This is a genomic window from Geminocystis sp. (assembly GCF_041753295.1).
Classification (GTDB): domain Bacteria; phylum Cyanobacteriota; class Cyanobacteriia; order Cyanobacteriales; family Cyanobacteriaceae; genus Geminocystis.
The window spans coordinates 1-18,789 of sequence record NZ_JBGSUU010000109.1; the positions used below are offsets into that span (position 1 = coordinate 1).

General features: G+C 34.6%; 20 protein-coding genes and 1 pseudogene. 11 read left to right on the forward strand and 10 right to left on the reverse strand.

Translation table 11 applies throughout. The features are described 5' to 3' along the window. A pseudogene (locus ACEW8E_RS13415) lies at window positions 1-277 on the forward strand (N-6 DNA methylase); the annotation flags it as partial. A 366-nt stretch (window positions 278-643) separates the two neighbouring features. Here the strand turns inward: ACEW8E_RS13415 and ACEW8E_RS13420 are convergent. Next, complete coding sequence (locus ACEW8E_RS13420) at window positions 644-850, reverse strand: type II toxin-antitoxin system HicB family antitoxin (protein WP_373480863.1); 207 nt, start codon at window positions 848-850, stop codon at window positions 644-646. Window positions 851-963: 113 nt separating this feature from the next. Here ACEW8E_RS13420 and metH point away from each other — a divergent pair, with 113 nt between their 5' ends. Further along, window positions 964-4,515, forward strand: a complete 3,552-nt coding sequence (metH, locus tag ACEW8E_RS13425) for a methionine synthase (RefSeq protein WP_373480864.1) — start codon at window positions 964-966, stop codon at window positions 4,513-4,515. A gap of 92 nt (window positions 4,516-4,607) precedes the next feature. On the opposite strand, the gene ACEW8E_RS13430 is transcribed toward metH, so the two are convergent. The 5 genes from ACEW8E_RS13430 to ACEW8E_RS13450 all read right to left on the reverse strand — a co-directional run bounded on the left by ACEW8E_RS13430 (window position 4,608) and on the right by ACEW8E_RS13450 (window position 6,210). Continuing rightward, complete coding sequence (locus ACEW8E_RS13430; protein WP_373480865.1) at window positions 4,608-4,823, reverse strand: prevent-host-death protein; 216 nt, start codon at window positions 4,821-4,823, stop codon at window positions 4,608-4,610. Window positions 4,824-5,122: 299 nt separating this feature from the next. Next, a complete protein-coding gene (locus tag ACEW8E_RS13435) occupies window positions 5,123-5,374 on the reverse strand; it encodes an AT hook motif protein (RefSeq protein WP_373480866.1) in 252 nt (83 codons plus the stop codon). Beyond that, window positions 5,364-5,642, reverse strand: coding sequence for a BrnT family toxin (locus tag ACEW8E_RS13440; protein ID WP_373480867.1), 279 nt, complete (start codon window positions 5,640-5,642; stop codon window positions 5,364-5,366). The genes ACEW8E_RS13435 and ACEW8E_RS13440 overlap by 11 nt, the downstream gene beginning before the upstream one ends. 135 nt (window positions 5,643-5,777) lie before the next feature. Next, window positions 5,778-5,990, reverse strand: a complete 213-nt coding sequence (locus ACEW8E_RS13445) for a type II toxin-antitoxin system HicA family toxin (protein WP_373480868.1) — start codon at window positions 5,988-5,990, stop codon at window positions 5,778-5,780. 13 nt (window positions 5,991-6,003) lie between these two features. Beyond that, window positions 6,004-6,210: a type II toxin-antitoxin system HicB family antitoxin gene (locus ACEW8E_RS13450; protein ID WP_373480869.1), complete on the reverse strand. Its 207-nt coding sequence runs from the start codon at window positions 6,208-6,210 to the stop codon at window positions 6,004-6,006. Window positions 6,211-6,309: 99 nt separating this feature from the next. Here ACEW8E_RS13450 and ACEW8E_RS13455 point away from each other — a divergent pair, with 99 nt between their 5' ends. Further along, the gene (locus tag ACEW8E_RS13455) at window positions 6,310-6,489 is read left to right on the forward strand and encodes a hypothetical protein (protein ID WP_373480870.1); all 180 of its coding nucleotides are present in this window, start codon (window positions 6,310-6,312) and stop codon (window positions 6,487-6,489) included. Window positions 6,490-6,690: 201 nt separating this feature from the next. Continuing rightward, window positions 6,691-7,650, forward strand: a complete 960-nt coding sequence (locus ACEW8E_RS13460; RefSeq protein ID WP_373480871.1) for a site-specific DNA-methyltransferase — start codon at window positions 6,691-6,693, stop codon at window positions 7,648-7,650. On the opposite strand, the gene ACEW8E_RS13465 is transcribed toward ACEW8E_RS13460, so the two are convergent. Genes ACEW8E_RS13465 through bchD form a run of 3 tightly spaced genes read right to left on the reverse strand, consistent with a single transcriptional unit; the run spans window position 7,601 to window position 10,441 of the window. Beyond that, window positions 7,601-8,155, reverse strand: coding sequence for a restriction endonuclease (locus ACEW8E_RS13465; protein WP_373480872.1), 555 nt, complete (start codon window positions 8,153-8,155; stop codon window positions 7,601-7,603). The genes ACEW8E_RS13460 and ACEW8E_RS13465 overlap by 50 nt on opposite strands. Beyond that, on the reverse strand, window positions 8,148-8,357 hold the full coding sequence (locus ACEW8E_RS13470) for a helix-turn-helix domain-containing protein (RefSeq protein WP_373480873.1): 210 nt from the start codon (window positions 8,355-8,357) through the stop codon (window positions 8,148-8,150). The genes ACEW8E_RS13465 and ACEW8E_RS13470 overlap by 8 nt, the downstream gene beginning before the upstream one ends. A 47-nt stretch (window positions 8,358-8,404) precedes the next feature. Further along, window positions 8,405-10,441 carry a magnesium chelatase ATPase subunit D gene (gene bchD, locus ACEW8E_RS13475; protein WP_373480874.1) on the reverse strand — a complete coding sequence of 679 codons (2,037 nt, stop codon included), beginning with the start codon at window positions 10,439-10,441 and terminating at the stop codon, window positions 8,405-8,407. A gap of 55 nt (window positions 10,442-10,496) precedes the next feature. On the opposite strand from bchD, the gene ACEW8E_RS13480 reads away from it, so the two are divergent. Continuing rightward, window positions 10,497-11,138: a transposase gene (locus ACEW8E_RS13480; RefSeq protein ID WP_373480875.1), complete on the forward strand. Its 642-nt coding sequence runs from the start codon at window positions 10,497-10,499 to the stop codon at window positions 11,136-11,138. A 255-nt stretch (window positions 11,139-11,393) separates the two neighbouring features. Continuing rightward, on the forward strand, window positions 11,394-11,792 hold the full coding sequence (locus ACEW8E_RS13485) for a DUF4253 domain-containing protein (protein WP_373480876.1): 399 nt from the start codon (window positions 11,394-11,396) through the stop codon (window positions 11,790-11,792). A gap of 197 nt (window positions 11,793-11,989) precedes the next feature. Here the strand turns inward: ACEW8E_RS13485 and ACEW8E_RS13490 are convergent, their stop codons facing one another. Continuing rightward, window positions 11,990-13,819 carry a phosphodiester glycosidase family protein gene (locus ACEW8E_RS13490; RefSeq protein ID WP_373480877.1) on the reverse strand — a complete coding sequence of 610 codons (1,830 nt, stop codon included), beginning with the start codon at window positions 13,817-13,819 and terminating at the stop codon, window positions 11,990-11,992. A gap of 222 nt (window positions 13,820-14,041) precedes the next feature. On the opposite strand from ACEW8E_RS13490, the gene ACEW8E_RS13495 reads away from it, so the two are divergent. The 5 genes from ACEW8E_RS13495 to ACEW8E_RS13515 form a co-directional block, all read left to right on the forward strand. Then, entirely contained in the window at window positions 14,042-14,497 is a 456-nt protein-coding gene (locus ACEW8E_RS13495) for a hypothetical protein (RefSeq protein WP_373480878.1), read from the forward strand. A gap of 60 nt (window positions 14,498-14,557) precedes the next feature. Then, window positions 14,558-15,235, forward strand: coding sequence for a glutathione S-transferase family protein (locus ACEW8E_RS13500; RefSeq protein WP_373480879.1), 678 nt, complete (start codon window positions 14,558-14,560; stop codon window positions 15,233-15,235). 249 nt (window positions 15,236-15,484) lie between these two features. Continuing rightward, window positions 15,485-17,416, forward strand: coding sequence for an N-acetylmuramoyl-L-alanine amidase (locus ACEW8E_RS13505; protein ID WP_373480880.1), 1,932 nt, complete (start codon window positions 15,485-15,487; stop codon window positions 17,414-17,416). Between the two features lie 166 nt (window positions 17,417-17,582). Next, window positions 17,583-18,455 (forward strand): glutamate racemase, encoded by an 873-nt coding sequence (gene murI, locus ACEW8E_RS13510; protein WP_373480881.1) that lies wholly within the window; start codon window positions 17,583-17,585, stop codon window positions 18,453-18,455. 108 nt (window positions 18,456-18,563) lie between these two features. Further along, the coding region (locus ACEW8E_RS13515) for a hypothetical protein (protein WP_373480882.1) at window positions 18,564-18,789 on the forward strand (226 nt) is incomplete at its 3' end.

Here is an 18,789-nt window from a genome sequence, read left to right on the forward strand (position 1 = left end):
AATTTGGTACTATGACTTATCTGAGGTGAAAGTAACTAAACGTCAACCCCTAACCTCTAAACACTTTGAGGAATTTTTAGAGTTACTCCCCCACAGAAAAGACAGTGAGAGAAGTTGGACTGTTACCCGTGAGGAAATAGAGGCAAAAAACTATGATCTCAAAGCCGTTAACCCAAATATAAAAGTGGTGGAGGACGATCGAAACCCTGAAGAACTGATACAATTAATTGAAGATAAGGGAAAAAAAGTAATGAAAATATTAGCCCTACTTAAATAATTGAGTCAATGATTTATCCTTGCGTGTATTTTTTATATCCAGTTATAGCTCATGAATACGATTGGCTTTATGATACTCCCTATCCAGTTTATTCTATTGGCTCTACTTTCAATATACGCAAGAGACTATCAAATAATGTATATCAACTTAAGAATAATAAACACCCAACTAAGTATCTACAGAGAGACTTTAATATTCTCAATCAACAATAGACATCTCCAAAATAAAAAATAAGCTAAAATGATAAACCTATAGATATTATATTAGCCGATTACTCCTAATGAATAAAACTTTAGAATATATCCAATCTAGTTTTTTAAATACTTTAACGTCTTCATCCTCAGAAATTTGCGGTATTTTACCCATTTAAGCACAAACCTCTAACTCAAAATAATCTATCGTTAAAGGTAATCCTTTTTCTTGTCTCACTTCTACGCAAAGTGCGATCGCCTCTTGTATATTAGAGATAGCTTCTTCTTTCGTTTCACCTTGACTTAAACAACCCGGTATAATTGGGCATTCCACAACATACCATCCATCTTCATTTTGATACATCGTAATAGGATACTTCATATAAACAATTTTATTTATTGACTACTGATAAACAATATATATCATGTTCCTTAAATAAGCTAAAGTAATTAGTTAACATAACTTTATAGAACTTCTCATAATCTTAATCATCTATGAAAAGCCGATTTTTAGAAAGACTACATAGCGACGATCGCCCCGTGCTAGTATTTGATGGTGCGATGGGTACGAATCTGCAAGTGCAAAACCTGACAGCAGAAGACTTTGGCGGTGCAGAATACGAAGGTTGTAACGAGTATTTAGTCCATACTAAACCCGAAGCAGTAGAAACCGTGCATCGAGGATTTTTGGAGGCAGGGGCAGATGTTATCGAAACCGACACCTTTGGGGGTACTCCTTTAGTTTTAGCAGAATATGACCTAGCCGATCGATCCTATTACTTAAACAAAACCGCCGCCCAACTTGCTAAAAGATTAGCCGATGAATACTCAACCCCCGAAAAACCCCGTTTCGTGGCTGGAAGCATGGGACCGGGTACAAAATTACCAACATTAGGACATATTGATTATGACAGTCTCAAAAACGCCTATGTAACTCAAGTACAAGGCTTATATGATGGTGGGGTTGACTTATTATTAGTCGAAACCTGTCAGGATGTCTTACAAATCAAAGCTGCCCTTAACGCCATTGAAGAAGTATTTAAAGAAAAAGGAGACAGACTTCCCCTGATGGTATCTGTGACAATGGAAACCATGGGTACAATGTTAGTGGGTACAGAAATTAACGCCGCCCTCGCCATTTTGGAGCGCTATCCTATCGATATTATGGGGCTAAACTGCGCCACTGGACCAGATTTGATGAAACCCCACATCAAATATTTGAGCGAAAACTCCCCTTTCATCGTCTCCTGTGTGCCTAACGCTGGTTTACCCGAAAATGTGGGAGGACAAGCTCATTACCGATTGACTCCCATCGAGTTAAAAATGAGTTTAATGCACTTTATCGAAGACTTAGGAGTTCAAATTATCGGCGGGTGTTGTGGAACCCGTTACGAGCATATTAGAGCCTTAGCAGAAATCGCTAGTACATTAAAACCGAAAGAGAGAGAGTATCATTATGAGCCTTCGGCGGCTTCTATTTATACAACCCAAACCTATCATCAAGACAACTCCTTTTTGATTGTGGGGGAAAGACTCAACGCCAGTGGCTCGAAAAAATGCCGTGATTTGCTCAATGCAGAAGATTGGGATGGTTTAATCTCCCTCGCCAAAGCCCAAGTAAAAGAAGGGGCACACATCCTCGATGTTAACGTGGATTATGTAGGGCGTGACGGGGTGAAAGATATGCACGAATTGGCTTCCCGTCTGGTGAATAACGTTACCCTCCCCTTGATGTTAGACTCCACCGAATGGCAAAAAATGGAGGCAGGATTGAAGGTTGCAGGGGGTAAATGTATCCTCAACTCTACCAACTACGAAGACGGAGAAGAACGATTTTTCAAGGTGTTGGCATTGGCGAAGGAATACGGTGCAGGAATCGTTATCGGTACAATTGATGAGGATGGTATGGCACGCACTGCTGATCAAAAAGTTGCGATCGCTCAACGTGCCTATAATGATGTGGTAAACTATGGCATTCCAGCCCATGAAATCTTTTTTGATACCCTTGCCTTGCCTGTTTCTACTGGCATTGAGGAAGACAGGGAAAATGGTAAAGCTACTATTGAGTCGATTAAGCGCATCCATGCAATGTTTCCTGAATGTCATTTCATGTTAGGGGTGTCGAATATCTCCTTTGGCTTGAATCCTGCAGCGAGACAGGTGTTAAACTCTGTGTTTCTCCATGAAGCCATGCAAGTTGGAATGGACGGTTCGATCGTATCTGCTAGTAAAATATTACCATTGGCAAAAATTGACGAAGAAGCGCTTAAAATTTGCACTGATTTAATTTATGATAACAGAGAATTTGACGGCGATATTTGCAGTTATGATCCATTAGGAAAATTAACCACATTATTTGAGGGTAAAACCACTAAAAGTATTAAAACAAATGTGGCAGATTTACCCATCGAAGAAAGACTAAAACAACATATTATTGAAGGGGAAAGAATCGGCTTAGAAGATGCTTTAAAACTAGCATTAGAAAAGTATCCTCCCTTAGATATTATCAATATTTATTTGTTAGACGGGATGAAAGTTGTCGGGGAATTATTTGGTAGTGGACAAATGCAATTACCCTTTGTTTTACAATCAGCTCAAACTATGAAATCCGCCGTTGCTTTTCTTGAACCATTTATGGATAAAGCCGATAGTGATGGTAGTGGAAAAGGTACATTTTTAATTGCTACGGTGAAGGGAGATGTTCACGATATTGGTAAAAATTTAGTCGATATTATTCTCTCTAATAATGGCTATAAAGTGATTAATTTAGGGATTAAACAACCCGTAGAAAACATCATTAAAGCCTACCGTGATTCTAATGTAGATTGTATCGCCATGAGTGGTTTATTGGTAAAATCCACTGCTTTTATGAAAGACAATTTAGAGACATTTAACCAAGAGGGAATCAATGTTCCTGTTATTTTAGGGGGGGCAGCACTAACTCCGAAATTTGTCTATGAAGACTGTCAAAATGTCTATCAAGGAAAAGTCGTTTACGGAAAAGATGCCTTTGCTGATTTGCATTTTATGGATAAATTAATGCCTTCTAAAAAAAGTAATCAATGGGATAATCTAGAAGGATTTTTAGGAGATTTTACATCAGAAAATAGTATCTTTAAAGGGCGTAATTTTGACGAATCTGGAGAAGTCGTAAAACAGGCTTCTAGCCTGTCCAAAAATCAAGAAATAACAGAAATTGATACCCAAAGAAGTGAAGCAGTTGATCCTAATATTCAACGTCCTACTCCACCTTTTTGGGGTACAAAAATTTTATCTTCTAATGACTTTGATTTAGATGAACTTTTCTGGTATTTAGACTTACAAGCACTGTTTGCAGGGCAATGGCAATTTCGTAAACCTCAAGGGCAATCGAGAGAGGAATATAATGAGTTTTTACAAGAAAAAGTTTATCCTCTTTTAGAAGAATGGAAAACCAAAATTAAAGCAGAAAATTTATTACATCCCACTCTAATTTATGGTTATTTTCCTTGCCAATCGGAGGGCAATACTTTATATATTTATAACCCTGAAAATCCAGTAAATAAAGAAGAAATTGCCAAGTTTGAATTTCCCCGTCAAAAATCTGGTAAAAGGTTATGTATTGCGGACTTTTTTGCCTCCAAAGACTCAGACATAATCGATGTTTTTCCTCTCCAAGCGGTGACAGTGGGAGAAGTTGCCACGGAATACGCACAAAAACTGTTTGCCAATGATGAATATACCAACTACCTCTATTATCATGGTATGGCGGTACAAACGGCGGAAGCCATGGCGGAATGGTGTCATGCAAGGATTCGCCGAGAGTTAGGCTTTGGAGATTCCGAACCTGACAACATCCGAGAAATGTTACAGCAACACTATCAAGGTTCACGGTATAGTTTCGGCTATCCTGCCTGTCCGAATATGCAAGATCAGTATGTACAATTAGACTTACTAGACGCTAAACGGATTGGTATGTATATGGACGAGTCTGAACAAATATACCCTGAACAGTCCACAAGCGCGATCATCTGTTATCATCCTGTAGCTAAGTATTTTAGTGCTTAATTTCTCAAAAAATAGTGGGCAATGCCCACCCTACAATGAAGCATTATATAAAAAATAAATAGACTTTTATCACAATATGCAAGATCACTTCACTATGTACAATGTCTCTCACAGGCTTCCTGTAAAGATATTCCAGTTTGTCTATTTTTCGCCGTCAATAGTCTTTCTTTCATGGCTTTACTGCTTAATATTAATAAGTAATCAGTATCGTCTCTTGTGGTTAATTTCTGCCATAGTTCGATCGGTACTATTACCGCAATGTTATTACCTTGAGCATCAGAGACATATTGAACATCGGTTATATTCATAATTTTCAAGACTGTAATCTGTTTTAATTATACCTTATTTGATACGATCGCACCTCTTTAACCACATCAATATTACTCTATAAGCACGATCGAACCCTCAACCATATCAACATTACCTAATAAGCACGATCGAACCCTCAACCATATCAACATTACTTTATAATAGCGATCAAACTCCACTAAACGATCAAACCTTTAACCACATCAACATTACTTAATAAGTACGATCGAACCCTTAACCATATCAACATTACTTCAAAAGCTCGATCGCAACTGTCTCAATCAAATTATATTGAGAATTAAGAACATAATTTTAACAATTCATTATTAAGAAATACTTGGTAATTTATTCCTTGTTTTTCCGCTTCATTTTTTGCCCAAGCAATAATTTTAGGATTTATTTTTAAAGAAATTAATTCATAATCATCATCCTTTGATCGTACAATATATTCATCGCCAAATTGTTTCTGAATAGCGGTTTTTGCCTGATTAACTTCTTCGGGTGTAATTCTTCGAGCTTTGGCAAAAGGAAACTCAGTATTATTGCTCATATTGTCTTCTTTCATTTTTCGTTGCTGATCTGGCACTAATAATTCTTATTTTATCATTTCTAATAGTATAAACCACAATTAAAAGACGACCTTTGTAAGATTCCCCGATAATCCACTCTCTTTCTTCTTGCCAAGAATGTTCAGGATCGGGAGCGATTAGTGCTAAACTATCCATCCATACTGTACTTGCTTCCTCAAAAAAAATTCCGTGTTTTTTGATGTTTATTTCGTATTTATTCTTATCCCATTCAAATTCCAAGTCTCTCACACGCTTCCTTTAAGTATATTTTTAGATTTTTCAGACTCTAATCTCTTTTAATGAATTATACCTTATCAAAGGGGATCGAACTCCTTAACCACATCAACATTACCTGATAAGCACGATCAAACCCTCTTAACTATGTCAATTAAACTTAATACCTGACTGTTTTTCAATGGCTTTTAATGTGCCAATAGGAATTATTTTTCCTTGATGAATAGGTACAATAGCTGTTCTTTGAGTACTATAATTAAATAATTTTAAATGAGAACCCGTTTGCGAAATTTCTATAAAACCGTTCTTTTTTAGTTGCTTAATGATTTCTTTGGATGTTAAACGAGGAGATTTAGAAGACATTTTTGATGGTTTTTTAAACTAAGATTTCGATGCGATTATTAATATCATTATTCGATGAAATTTCGGGTATTGGTTCTAAAAGTAATTGAATTGCATCTTTTAGGTTTTCTATGGCTTCTTCTTTTGTATCTCCACAGGAAGAAATATAGTTTAATTCAGGACAAGTAGCTGAATAAGATTGTGCATCTTCATCCCATTCTAATATTGCTTTAACAATCATTTTGATTTATCTTGATTAAAATAATGTTTATGGCTCTTCTATATATTAGCTTAATAAGCACGATCGAACCCTTAACCATATCAACATTACTCTATAAGTATGATCGAACCCTTAACTACATCAAAATTACTTTATAAGCTCGATCGCACCCTTCCCCAAAAAACGATCGAACCTTTAACCATATCAAAATTACCTCATAAGCTCGATCGAACCCTCCACCAATCAACATTAATTCATAAGCACGATCGCACCTTCAAATATATCAACATTAATTCCTAAGAACGATCGCACCCTTAACCAATCAACATTACTCTATAAGCACGATCGCACCCCTTAAACCAATCAAAATTACCTCATAAGCACGATCTCACCCCTTAACCAATCAACATTACTTAATAAGAGCGATCGCATTTATCTTGACAAGGAGAAAATTTTAGAATACTATGAGTATCATTATTGTTCAACAAATAGTAAAATATCATGTCACAAAAGCCTATTAATAAAATTTTTCAGGGAGACTGTCGGGAAGTAATGAAAAACTTACCAGACAATTATATATCGGCTTGTATAACAGATCCGCCTTACAATTATGAATTTATTGGGCATAAATGGGATAACTCAGAAATTCAACGCAGAATGGAAAGAATAAAAGATAAAAATAATAAAACTTTAGTTAAGAATATTCCCTATGGCAGTGGTTTAGCAGGAGGAGTTAGAAATGAGAGATGGTATCAAAGAAATAGAGAGAATATTTTAGAATATCAAAATTGGTGTTTTGAGTGGGGAAAAGAGCTTTTTCGTATTTGTAAACCCGGTGCAAATATTTTAGTTTTTAATAGTACTAGAACGATTGCTCATGTACAAATAGCCTTAGAAAATGCTGGTTTTTATGCTAGAGATATGCTCGTTTATCGTCGATCAAGTGGTATTCCTAAAGGCATTAATATAGAAAAAAAATTAAGTCAAGAAAACTATCCTAATCCAGAAAAATGGCATGGTTGGCATAGTTGTTTACGGAATGAATGGGAAGCTATTTGTATTTTGCAAAAACCATTAAAAAATAATTATTATGAGACTTTAATAGAGTATGAAACTGGGTTATTTTATACTCATACTTTAGGTGGTGGTTTTCAATCAAATATATTAGAAAATATACCTAAAGAAAAAGCAGAAGATTTTAATATTCACTGCACAGTTAAGCCTCTTAATTTAATGGAAAGATTAGTCAAAATTTTTGTTCCTAGAAGTGAAAATAGTATTTTAATTGATCCTTTTGCTGGTTCTGGTACAACATTATTAGCGGCAAAAAATTATAATATTTATTATATCGGTATTGAGATAGTTCCCGAATATATAGAGATAATAAATAAAAGACTTAATCAACAAAATTCTAACGGACAACAGCAAATTTTGCCTTTATACTCATCAGAAATTGCTTAAGATCAAAACCGCTTATTTCCTGAATAAAGTTAAAGGTGTTATCTCCTGTATAAACATTCCAATTTCCTGTTTGACAAGCAGTTATGGCGGCAGGTAAGTTGTCGTTTCTTAAAATTAAAATTACTGGAATATATCCTAAATCTTTTAATTTATTTCCGTCTTGTTTAAATCCTTTTAATGTTTTTGAATCTCCAGAGCCAATCCTATATTTAGTATCAATAGCATAAGAATTAACTATTAAATCACACGGTTCATCATTGCCTATTTTTAGAGCAGGTTGAAAATTTTGACAATGTATTTTACATATTTCTACCACTAATTTTTGCCAACAAGTACCTAATTCTCGACTCCAATATTGCATATTTTCGGCTTTTAATTCAGGAGTTAAATTAAATACATCCATTAATAGATCATGTTCAGAATTACCATCGTTGAAAACTTTTTTTTCAAAAGATTTTTGATATTCTTGTAAAATATTTTCTAGGTTTTGATTAATGTTAGTCATCTTTTAATAATTCAAAAAGTTTAACACATAATGCTTGAGCTATTTTTTCCGCATTAATTAAGGTAATATTTCGTTCTCCCCTTTCTACTGCTCCAATATAAGTGCGGTGTAAACCAGATTTTTCAGCTAATTCATTTTGAGACATTTTTTGTTGTTTTCTAATTTGTCTTATTTTTTCTCCAAATTTTTTTGTTATATCCATAAATTTAGATCATAAATGAAAAGGGGTATAAAAACCCCAAATTAATCTTACTTCAAATCAGCGATCGCACCTTTTGCCATATTCGCAATAGCCTGATCTGTCGCCTTGGGTAACTGATAGTAAGTACCTCCTGCTTGTTTTGCCAACTCCTTACCGAAGCCAGTAGAAACAAACTTCTTCTCCGTATCGATAACCAGTAATTTCATGCCCATAGCACGGATTTTTGTCGCAATATCCAACAATTCCGCCTTAATATCGGGTTTTTCCCCTTCCTCAAGGATTTCCCCCAACGATCGAGCCAAAGGAATATTACCCCGTCCGTCCGTAATCGCCACAATGACAACTTGTCCAATATCTCCGGACATCTGCGCATTTACCCCCACATGAACCGCCTGAGTTAAGGCATGGGATAAGGGCGAACCACCACCGCAAGGCAGGGTTTCCAAACGAGTACGAGCTAAAGTAATGGAACGAGTAGGCGGCAATAATACGTCCGCCTGTTCACCTCGGAAGGGAATTAAGGCGACTTGATCTCGATTTTCGTAGGCTTCCGTTAATAACCGCATTACCGCACCCTTTGCCGACTGCATCCGATTAAGTGCCATCGATCCCGACGCATCCACCACAAAGACGATTAAAGCCCCTGCTTTCCTTGCGAGGCGTTTTGACCTCAAATCACTCTGTTCCACGATAACACGGCGATTAGGATAGCGTTCACGGCGACTTTTTTGATAGGGTGCAGCCGCCCTCAAAGTGGCATCAACGGCGATGCGTCTAACCTTCCCTTTGGGTATCATGGGCTTAATATAGCGTCCTCGATCGTCACTGAAAATCATATTACGAGCGCCAGATTTACCTTGTCTTTGCATCTGTTGGGCAAAATACAGAACACTGGGATCTAAAATCACCCCCTCCACATCAAAAACGAACTCTTCTGGAATTTGGGGAGTTTCATTTTGTTCTTGGTTGTCATCCTCTTTGTTATCTTCTTCGGTTTCCTCCTCGTTTTCTTCTTCCCCTTCTTCCTCACCTTGATCTTGGGGTTGTGGTGGTGGGGGAGGAGGAGGAGGTTGCATTTGGTCATCATGAGGCGTTTGCATGATGGTCGATCGTGGTACAATAACCAATTCAACGGCTTTGCGCAGATCATCGGCACTGACGTTATTGCGTCCTTCCAATGCCGCCGCCGCCATAGCGACTCTCACAGCAAAAATCTCGGCTCGATGCCCTTCTACACCACCTCTGAGGGCTTCTTCCACAAGGTATTTAATTTGTTCAGGGGTGATTTTCACCTCTTTGAGCCACTCTCTAGCAAGGATAATCTCGGTTTTGAGAGCGTCCATATCTTCGTCATACTGCTCAAGGAATTTCACGGGGGATGACGCATAATCGATGACTTGATCCACTGCTTGGACTCTTTCATCAAGGGCAAGAACTCCATCAGCACTAAGGGCGATGGCAATTCGATCAAGTAAATGCTCACGCAATGCGCCTTCTTCGGGGTTGTAAGTAGCAATAAGTAAAGGTTTGCATGGATGCGCAAAACTGATGCCTTCCCGTTCAATCTGATTTTTACCATCGGTTAAGACGGTTAATAGTTGATTAGCGATTTGGTCATCTAACAAGTTTATTTCATCTATATATAAAACCCCACGATTTGCTTGTGCTAACAATCCGGGTTGAAATACGGGTTCTCCTCTTTGTACGGATTGCTCTACATCCACTGAACCTAAAAGCCTGTCTTCAGTAACCCCTAAAGGTATTTGTATAAAAGGAGCTTTGATTACTTCCGTAGGAATTTGAGCGGGATTGGTATCGGCGTATTGTTGCCATGTATCACTATCCCAATCTTCCGAGTTTTGGGGATCACAGTTAAAGAGACTATCTTTGATTACTTCAATAGGCGGTAATAAGGCATGAATTCCTCTTGCCATGACGGATTTTGCTGTACCTCTTTTTCCTGCGATCGCCACTCCCCCCAATCGAGGATCAACGGCGGCGAGGAGAAGGGCTGTTTTAATGGCTTGTTGCCCGATAACGGCAGTTAAGGGAAAGTTAATATTTTTAGTGGTTAAAGTGGACATTAATATAGGAATTATGATAAATGCGATGTAAGCTATATTTTACCCTACATGGGGTATGGACTTAAATCTGGGATATTTGTGGGCAATGCCCACCAAAACGCCACAATTAATCTCCAATAATATGTCCGAATATCGTCGTTTTTACCAAGAAGGAAGTATTATATTTTTGACGATCGTCACTTGTAATCGGCAACAAATTTTTAGTGATGAAAAGAATATTAATTTACTCCGTCAAGTTACTGCCAATGTAAAATTAGAGATGCCTTTTGAAATATTGGGGGCTGTAATTTTACCTAATCATCTTCATTTTTTATGGCAATTACCTCCTAATAATGGCAATTATTCTAAAAGAGTTGGAAGATTAAAAGCATTATTTACCAAGTCTTTTAAACAGGAAAATAATTTGATTCAAGAGGTTTCTCAATCAAGAAAAAAACACAGAGAAAGTAATATTTGGCAACGAAGATTTTGGGATCATCATATCAGAAATGAACAGGATTTTGAACAACATTTAAACTATATTCACTATAATCCTGTTAAACATCATTTAGTTTCTTGTCCTCATTTTTGGCAATATTCTAGTTTCAATTTATGGGTAAAAAAAGGGGTTTATTCTTCTCAGTGGGCTTGTATTTGTGATCAAAATCAAGCAAAAATTCCAGATTTTAGGAGTATTAATCATAATTTTGGAGAATAATTTTAAGATTTATTGGTGGTGATTGGTGGGCAATGCCCACCCTACTTGTTTATTGATATTAAAATGGTATGATTGGGTAGTAAGATAAAAAAGTCACTATTACACTAGAAGAAAAAATCCTAGAATTTGTCGATCAACAAGCTAAAGGAAACCGCAGTAATTACATCAATCAATTATTAAAAGAAAATCATCAAAAACAATTAGAAAAAGAAACAATCGAGGCTTTGCAAGAGGATATTAAAAATCGAGAATATCATGATTGATTTAGATCTTATCAAAAAATATCAAACCAATGGTATTAATTACGATGTCACCACTGAAGACATTATTAATAAACTTCAAGACTGGGATCAACGATTAGGGATTAGTATTAGTGATGTAGAAAATGATCGAGTCACGGTGTTATTTTACAAGTTACCAGATAATTTACAAGAAATGGCGATGGAAATTTACGAATTTTGCCCTGATGTTATTGATCAAGGATTTGGTTGTATGGATGATATATTAATTATGATGTCAAAATCTGGTCAAAAAATGGATGAGTTAACAAAAGCGTTACTTGAAGGAGTTAACATGAATAACCCTGATTTTGGGCTGAAAATTTTGGAAAATGCTCTTAAAATAGAACAAAAAGTGAGTTTATGGTGGGATTAAATTAACTATTTCATGACATTAAAATAATATCTCTAATAACCTTTTTTTTTTATCCCTTTTCTATATACATTAGACGATGATCTAAAATCAATTTAATCACACTTTTGAGACTTTCTTTTAATTTTTCGATGATTTTTCCTCAGCTATTTTCTCCGTAAATTTCAGGAGAAATAGCCCAGTATAAGACTTCTATAAATCTATTTTTGTCGATAAAACACCCCAATACCATTATGTACTTTTGCGGCTGTTATGGATGAGCGATCAATAATTTCACCGCCTAAATACATTTGTGTTGAACTACCACCGTCTAAATTTAACGCCGATACCGCACCTATTTTTTGTAAAATTTGAGCAAATTCTTCTAAGGTTGCACCATTACCACCAATGCGATTATGTACTGCTACTAATATAATTTTACCTTGATTATCAACAGCTACAGCACTTCTAGACGCTTTTTGAGTGTTAAAGGCTTTACTGAATTTTTCTCCTTCACCGTTTAAGACAATTTGATTATTTAAAAGCAAAAGAGGGCCAGCACCGATAATATAAGGATAATTAGCAAAATTTTTGGGAATCGTCTCAGTATTTAAGGTAATTTGGTCATTTATCGTCAATTTATCCGCCAAAGTTTTTGCACTTCTAAACACTAATAAATAATTTCCTCGTTGTATAGGGATAGAATCTTTTCCTGCTTTACTGCCGATAATTTTATTTTTAACGGTATTATTTTCGACAATCACAACGATTTCATTATCGCTCAAGGTATTGTAACTATTGCCCCAACTCTCGGTATAACGAGCTATTCCGGCTTGAATATAACCACTATTAATATAATTATTATTAATTAAGTTATCGCCATTATTGATAGTAATACTTTCTTCTACCATAAGGCGACCAAATTGTACATCACCCATATCATTCCATGCCATTATTCCACGATTTAAAATAGGGCTAGATAACCAATTATCACGATTTTTTATTGTGCCTAAAGGTAACTGATTTTTGCGGTTAAAAAAACCTGCATTGATAGCTGCTATGGCTTCTAAATTTTGGGCTGTAGTTTTTAAAGGTGCAGAGCCAATAACAGTATTATTATTCGATAAAATGGGTTGTAAATCTAAGTTAAAACTTTTTATATTAACCTTTAAAGAAGATACTAAAAAAGAATCTTGATTATTATTTAAACTAACATATTTTCTACTTAAAAATATATCATTATGCCAACTAATATCACGAGGAAGAATAGCAGAAGGTTTTATATCTATCAATAAAAGATTAGGATTAGCAGAAGTAACTTTAATATTATTAAACCCTGATAAATTAACTTTAACGAAAGTTTGATTATCTTTAGTATTAACTGTAAATAAATTACTTTTTGACAGTGGTTTGTTATTTAATATTTCATCGCCTTCTACTTCTTGAAGACCAGAATTATCTAAAGAAGGAAATGGTTTTATATTATCTAATAAATTAGGATGAGCTTGAGCATTGATAGTAATAATTGCTTGATCTTTTCCTTGACTTACTTGAAAAAAACTAGGTTTATCTAACTCAATGATAATTTTTTTACCATTACTATTAGGGGCTTCATAAACCTTATTAACTTGAGATAAAAGAGTATTTAAGGCTAAAATATTGTTATTATTATTAATTTCAATACCAGTAGTTTTTATTAAATTAGTTATATCTAAATAGCGATAAGGATTATTAAATTTTGCAGGTAAAATATTATGATAATTAAACCAATGAATAGGTTGTTTATCTGTATTACTGGTACTCATTAATTCTATACCTAAAATAGATTCTCCTCTCATATCACTAATTCCCGTATGAATTTCATCATTTTCTTGCCACTGTATCCACGGAAGATTAACGATTTTTTCATTAATAAAAACTTCTTTACCTTGGGAAATAATATTAATAGGAATATTTTGAGCCTTTACTCCATCGATAAATAAAGGAAAAATATTAACGATAAAAACTGATAAAAAAATTAATAATAAGAATTTAGATTTATAAAACTTCATAAATAATAAAATAATAAATATTAGTAACAAATAATTATCTTAATGTGAGTCAAATCTTACAAATTTTGTTCCCCATATCGTTACATTGTCATTAATTAGATTAACTTTTTAAACAATTTTACTTTTAGATGAAGAGGAATTTTGCTTAAGATCAGGACAGAAAAAACAATTGATGTTATATTTTAATATACTAAACCATATTTTTCGAGAAAAATCACATTTATGAATAACAAATTAACAGAATTAGGTATATCTCAAGAAGATTATTGCGTCTTTGGTTTAGCGACTTGTTTTATACGGGAGGAAGGCGAAATCAAAGAAATTAAGGTAATCGAGCCCATACCTTCTGCTGCATTAGAAGCATTATTCAGAGAAATTCCGACATCTTATCAGTTAGTAATAGCCACTACCATCGGAAAAATTATAGTTGAAAATACTCTTCAAAAACCCCAAGATTTTCCTTTAGATTCTCAATTTTGCGATGATTTTATAAATCGTACGTCTGCAGCCACTCGTACTTATAAAAGTAAACCATCAACTCAAGAATATATCAAATTAGGTGCATCAAAAAGCGATTTTAACTATTCTTTAGAAAGAAAAAGAGTATTAAATAATGTTCATAAAGTTTCCGATGATGATAACGTAAAACAACATTCTCATACCCATAAAGTTTTATAAAATTTGTCTATAATTTTTCTAGTGAAATATCATTTATTTAGTTTAAGTTTTCTGTTATTAATGTGTTTTACACAACTTCCAGCTTATGCTGAAAAAATAATTCCTTCGGGGAAAAATTCTTTTATTTTTATCAACAATCAAGAAAAAAAATCTATGAATCAAGTTATAACTAATTCAAATTCTACATTAAAATTATACGGTGGTACTCGTAGTCGTGCGTCTATAATTCAATGGTATTTAGAGGAAATCAATCTTGATTATAACTATATCTTGATTGACATGACACAAAAAGAACATTTACAATCCCCTTTTTTAGAGTTAAATCCCTTCGGAAAAGTTCCCGTTATTGTGGATGATGACTTTCAATTGTGGGAATCTGGTGCAATTTTATTATATTTAGCAGAAAAATATGGTAATGAAATTAATTCTTTAGAAGAAAAAAGCATCATTAATCAATGGATTTTATTTGCTAATTCTACTTTAGCAACGGGATTATTTATTGAGGCAAATAGAGAAAAAGAAATGTCACAATTATTGCCTCCTTTAGAAAATATTTTGCAAAAAAATTCTTATTTATTAGGTGAAAATTTTACCGTTGCTGATGTTGCTGTAGGTTCAATGTTAGCTTATACTCAAATTTTGTTGAAACTTGATTTAAGTAATTATCCTGCTATAACTAACTATATTCAACGTATAATCCAAAGACCAGCTTTTATGAACACTATTGGCAAAAGATAACTCATAATCTATGATTTACCATTTAAAATTATAGAAACTAAAGTAAAAATTTTCTGCAATTATTCCCTTTTTTTCTATTTTCATATATTCATTTTGTGAACAAAAATGATTAGATAGTCTAAACTTAGTAAATGTTCAGATAAGCTAGAAACAAAAAGTTTTCTTATCTGTCATTAAATAATAATATGTTTATTAAAATAGTAGCTGATTAATGCCCAGCCGAATCAATATTATAACTGGAGTAATACTATGATTAAATTTTATTCTTTAATTTTAAGTTTATTAACATTTTTGGTTGTAGCAGCTCCTGCCTATGCGGGAAGGTTACTAACTTGGCGCTTTGAATCTAATCAAAATCGGTTAGTATTTACTACAGATCAAGGAATACAACCCACCGCTCAACTTATTAGTAATCCTACCCGTTTAGTAATTGATTTACCAGAAACTACTTTAGGACGACCTAGTGTTAGTCAAAATTTGGGTAACATTATTACGAATTTAAGAATTGGTCAATTTGATTCTCGCACCACCAGAGTTGTGGTAGAATTAGCTCCCGGATATACTTTAGATCCTCAAGGTATTAAAATTAAAGGTGTTTCTCCCACTCAATGGTTTGTAGATTTACCGCAACCACAAAGAGCGGATTTTCCTTCTAATCCTTCCTATAACAACAATACTAATCCTAATAATCAATCGAATAATTCTTCTGTAACTCCTGTTGCTTCAAAACCTAATAATAATAACGTTTCTGAAGGTTTACAAGTTACTTCTAGTGGTCTTTTAGTACGCATTGATGGGGGTTATAACAATAAAATAAAAGTTAATCGTAGTCAAGATCGTCGTAAAATTAATTTCGAGATTGAAGGAGTTACCATACCCAATAACTTATCTAAATCTTGGCAAGTTAACCAATACGGCATTAGTGATTTAGAAATGAATCAATCGAGTAAATCCGTAGCATTGTTAACGTTAAATGTTAATCCAGATAGTCCTGATTGGCAAGCAAGTTTTAGTCGTATGGGAGGTTTAGTATTATGGCCTCAAGGAGGTATTGGTAGAGTAGCGGATTTAAAATCTAGTCAGAATAATTCATCTTCTCCTCCTGTGTCTAAACCCCCATCATCAATTTATAGTCAAAATACGGGTAAAACAAGTATAGAATCTATTGATGTTAATTATAGTCAACTAATAATCAAAGCAAACGGGATTTTACGGGCTAAAACGAATGGTAGTCAAAGAAATAATGTTTATGAAATTAGATTAGAAAATACCGATTTATCTCCTAATTTTAAGAGTCCTGTATTGCCGTCAGGGAGTCCCATTGCCAAAATGCGTATCTGGCAACCAGATAATAAAACCGTAGTACTTTTAATTGAACCTTCCGTGGGTGTGAGAGTTAATCAACTCAATCAGCTTACTAATAATATGTTAGCTTTATCTTTGACCAAGTTTAATAGTTCTAGTGTTTCTAATAACTTTAACTCTGGCACTTCTTCTCCTGTTTCTCAAACTCCTGTAGATGTAAATCCTTTTGATTATACTCCTAGAGGAAATACTCCGCTACCTTCAAATCCTTCTAACGTTAATAATTCTTGGCAACCTCGCAATACAAATAATACTCGTCCTTCTAATGGTAAGACTCTTGTAATTATTGATCCAGGTCATGGTGGTAAAGATGTCGGTGCGGTAGGTGTTGGCGGAATTCAAGAAAAAAATATCGTTTTAGATATTTCTCAACAAGTAGCTCGTATTTTGGAACAACAAGGAATACAAGTGAGAATGACAAGGGATAGTGATTATTTTATCAGTTTGGAAGGGCGAACTGTCATGGCTAATCGTTTAAATGCTGATGTATTTGTAAGTATTCATGCTAATTCCGCAGGGGCGAGTAAACCGAATGTCAATGGTTATGAAACTTATTATTATCAACAAAATGGTAAGGCTTTAGCAAATATTATTCATCGAAATATAGTGCGTCGAATGGATGTTAATGATCGAAAAGTCAAACAAGCTCGATTTTATGTTTTGAGGACATCTAATATGCCTTCAGTTTTGTTAGAAACGGGTTTTGTCACGGGTAGAGAAGATGCGGCTAAACTCACTAATTCTTACTTTCAAAAACAAATGGCGGAAGCCATCGCAGCAGGTATCATTGAGTATATCAAAGTAAATCGTTTATAGGTTTAGATAATAAAGGAATAGTAAAAAATTGATTTTAACGGTAGCTTAACAGTCAGTAATTATTCGGTATTTAATTTTAACTGTTTATTGTTTTGATAAATCTATTTACATTTCTAAGTAGTTTTGCTTAAATTAAGGTAATTTTTATTGCAATCTTGATAACTTTATGAAACATTCTTTAGGTAATAGAATTGGTGTTTTTGACAGTGGCGTTGGTGGTTTAACTGTACTCCGCAAACTATATCGTCATTTACCTCAAGAATCTATTCTCTATTTTGCCGATACTCTACGTCTTCCTTATGGTAAACGTTCCCCCCAAGAAATAATTATTTTTGTCAGAGAAATTCTCGATTGGATGAGAGATCAAGACGTAAAAATGGTTATTATGGCTTGTAATACTAGCTCTGCTTTAGCTTTAGAACAAGTACAATCTGAATATGAATTTCCTATTTTAGGTTTGATTCACCCCGGTGCAAAAGGTGCGGTTAAACAAGGTAAAAGAATTGGAGTTATTTCCACCGTTGCCACAGCTAAAAGTCATGCCTATCGTAACGCCATTCAAGAAATTAATCCTCAAGTTAATGTTTGGGAAGTTGGTTGCCCTGAATTTGTACCTTTAATTGAGCAAAATCGTATTTATGATTCTTATACCAAAAAAGTTGCACAGGAATATTTAGCACCGTTAATTGAAAATAAAATCGATGGTTTAATTTATGGTTGCACTCATTATCCTCATTTACAGGGATTATTCACGGAAATTTTACCACCATCGGTGAAGTTAATCGATCCTGCTGACTATCTTGTTAAGGCAACCTACAGAGAATTAGATTTAATGAATTTACATAACCATAATACCCTTTTACCGACTCGTTTTTGTGTTAGTGGTGAGCCTGAAGATTTTGCGAAAATTTCTAAACAATGGTTAGGATTCACCCCTTATGTAGAAAAAGTTTATTTACCTTCTATAACTGATATATCGACATTTTCTGAAGAAGTTACTTTAAATTTCGAGGATCGAATTTTGGCAAAAGCAGGATAAAAAATCTCTTGTGGCGTAAAATATTACGCCCTAATATCTCCCCGTTTTCTTTCTATCTTCTATCTTCTATCTTCTATCTTCTATTTTTCTCCCGTCGCCCGCTCGCGTATGGACCAGGTTTCAATTTTTAATGACCTGGGCATCCGGGATGAACTGGATCGCCTGCCATTCGAAGAAGGACCAGACAAGGTCTTCATTGCCCGCCTTTTTCACAACAAAGTTGTTCTGTATTCCACCCGGTTCATCAATGAATATGTCAACTATCTGTCACCAAAGTTTTTTCTCTCTTTCGGTGAGGCCAAACCCGCCCGCTATGCTACCGTCCTCCGCGGCC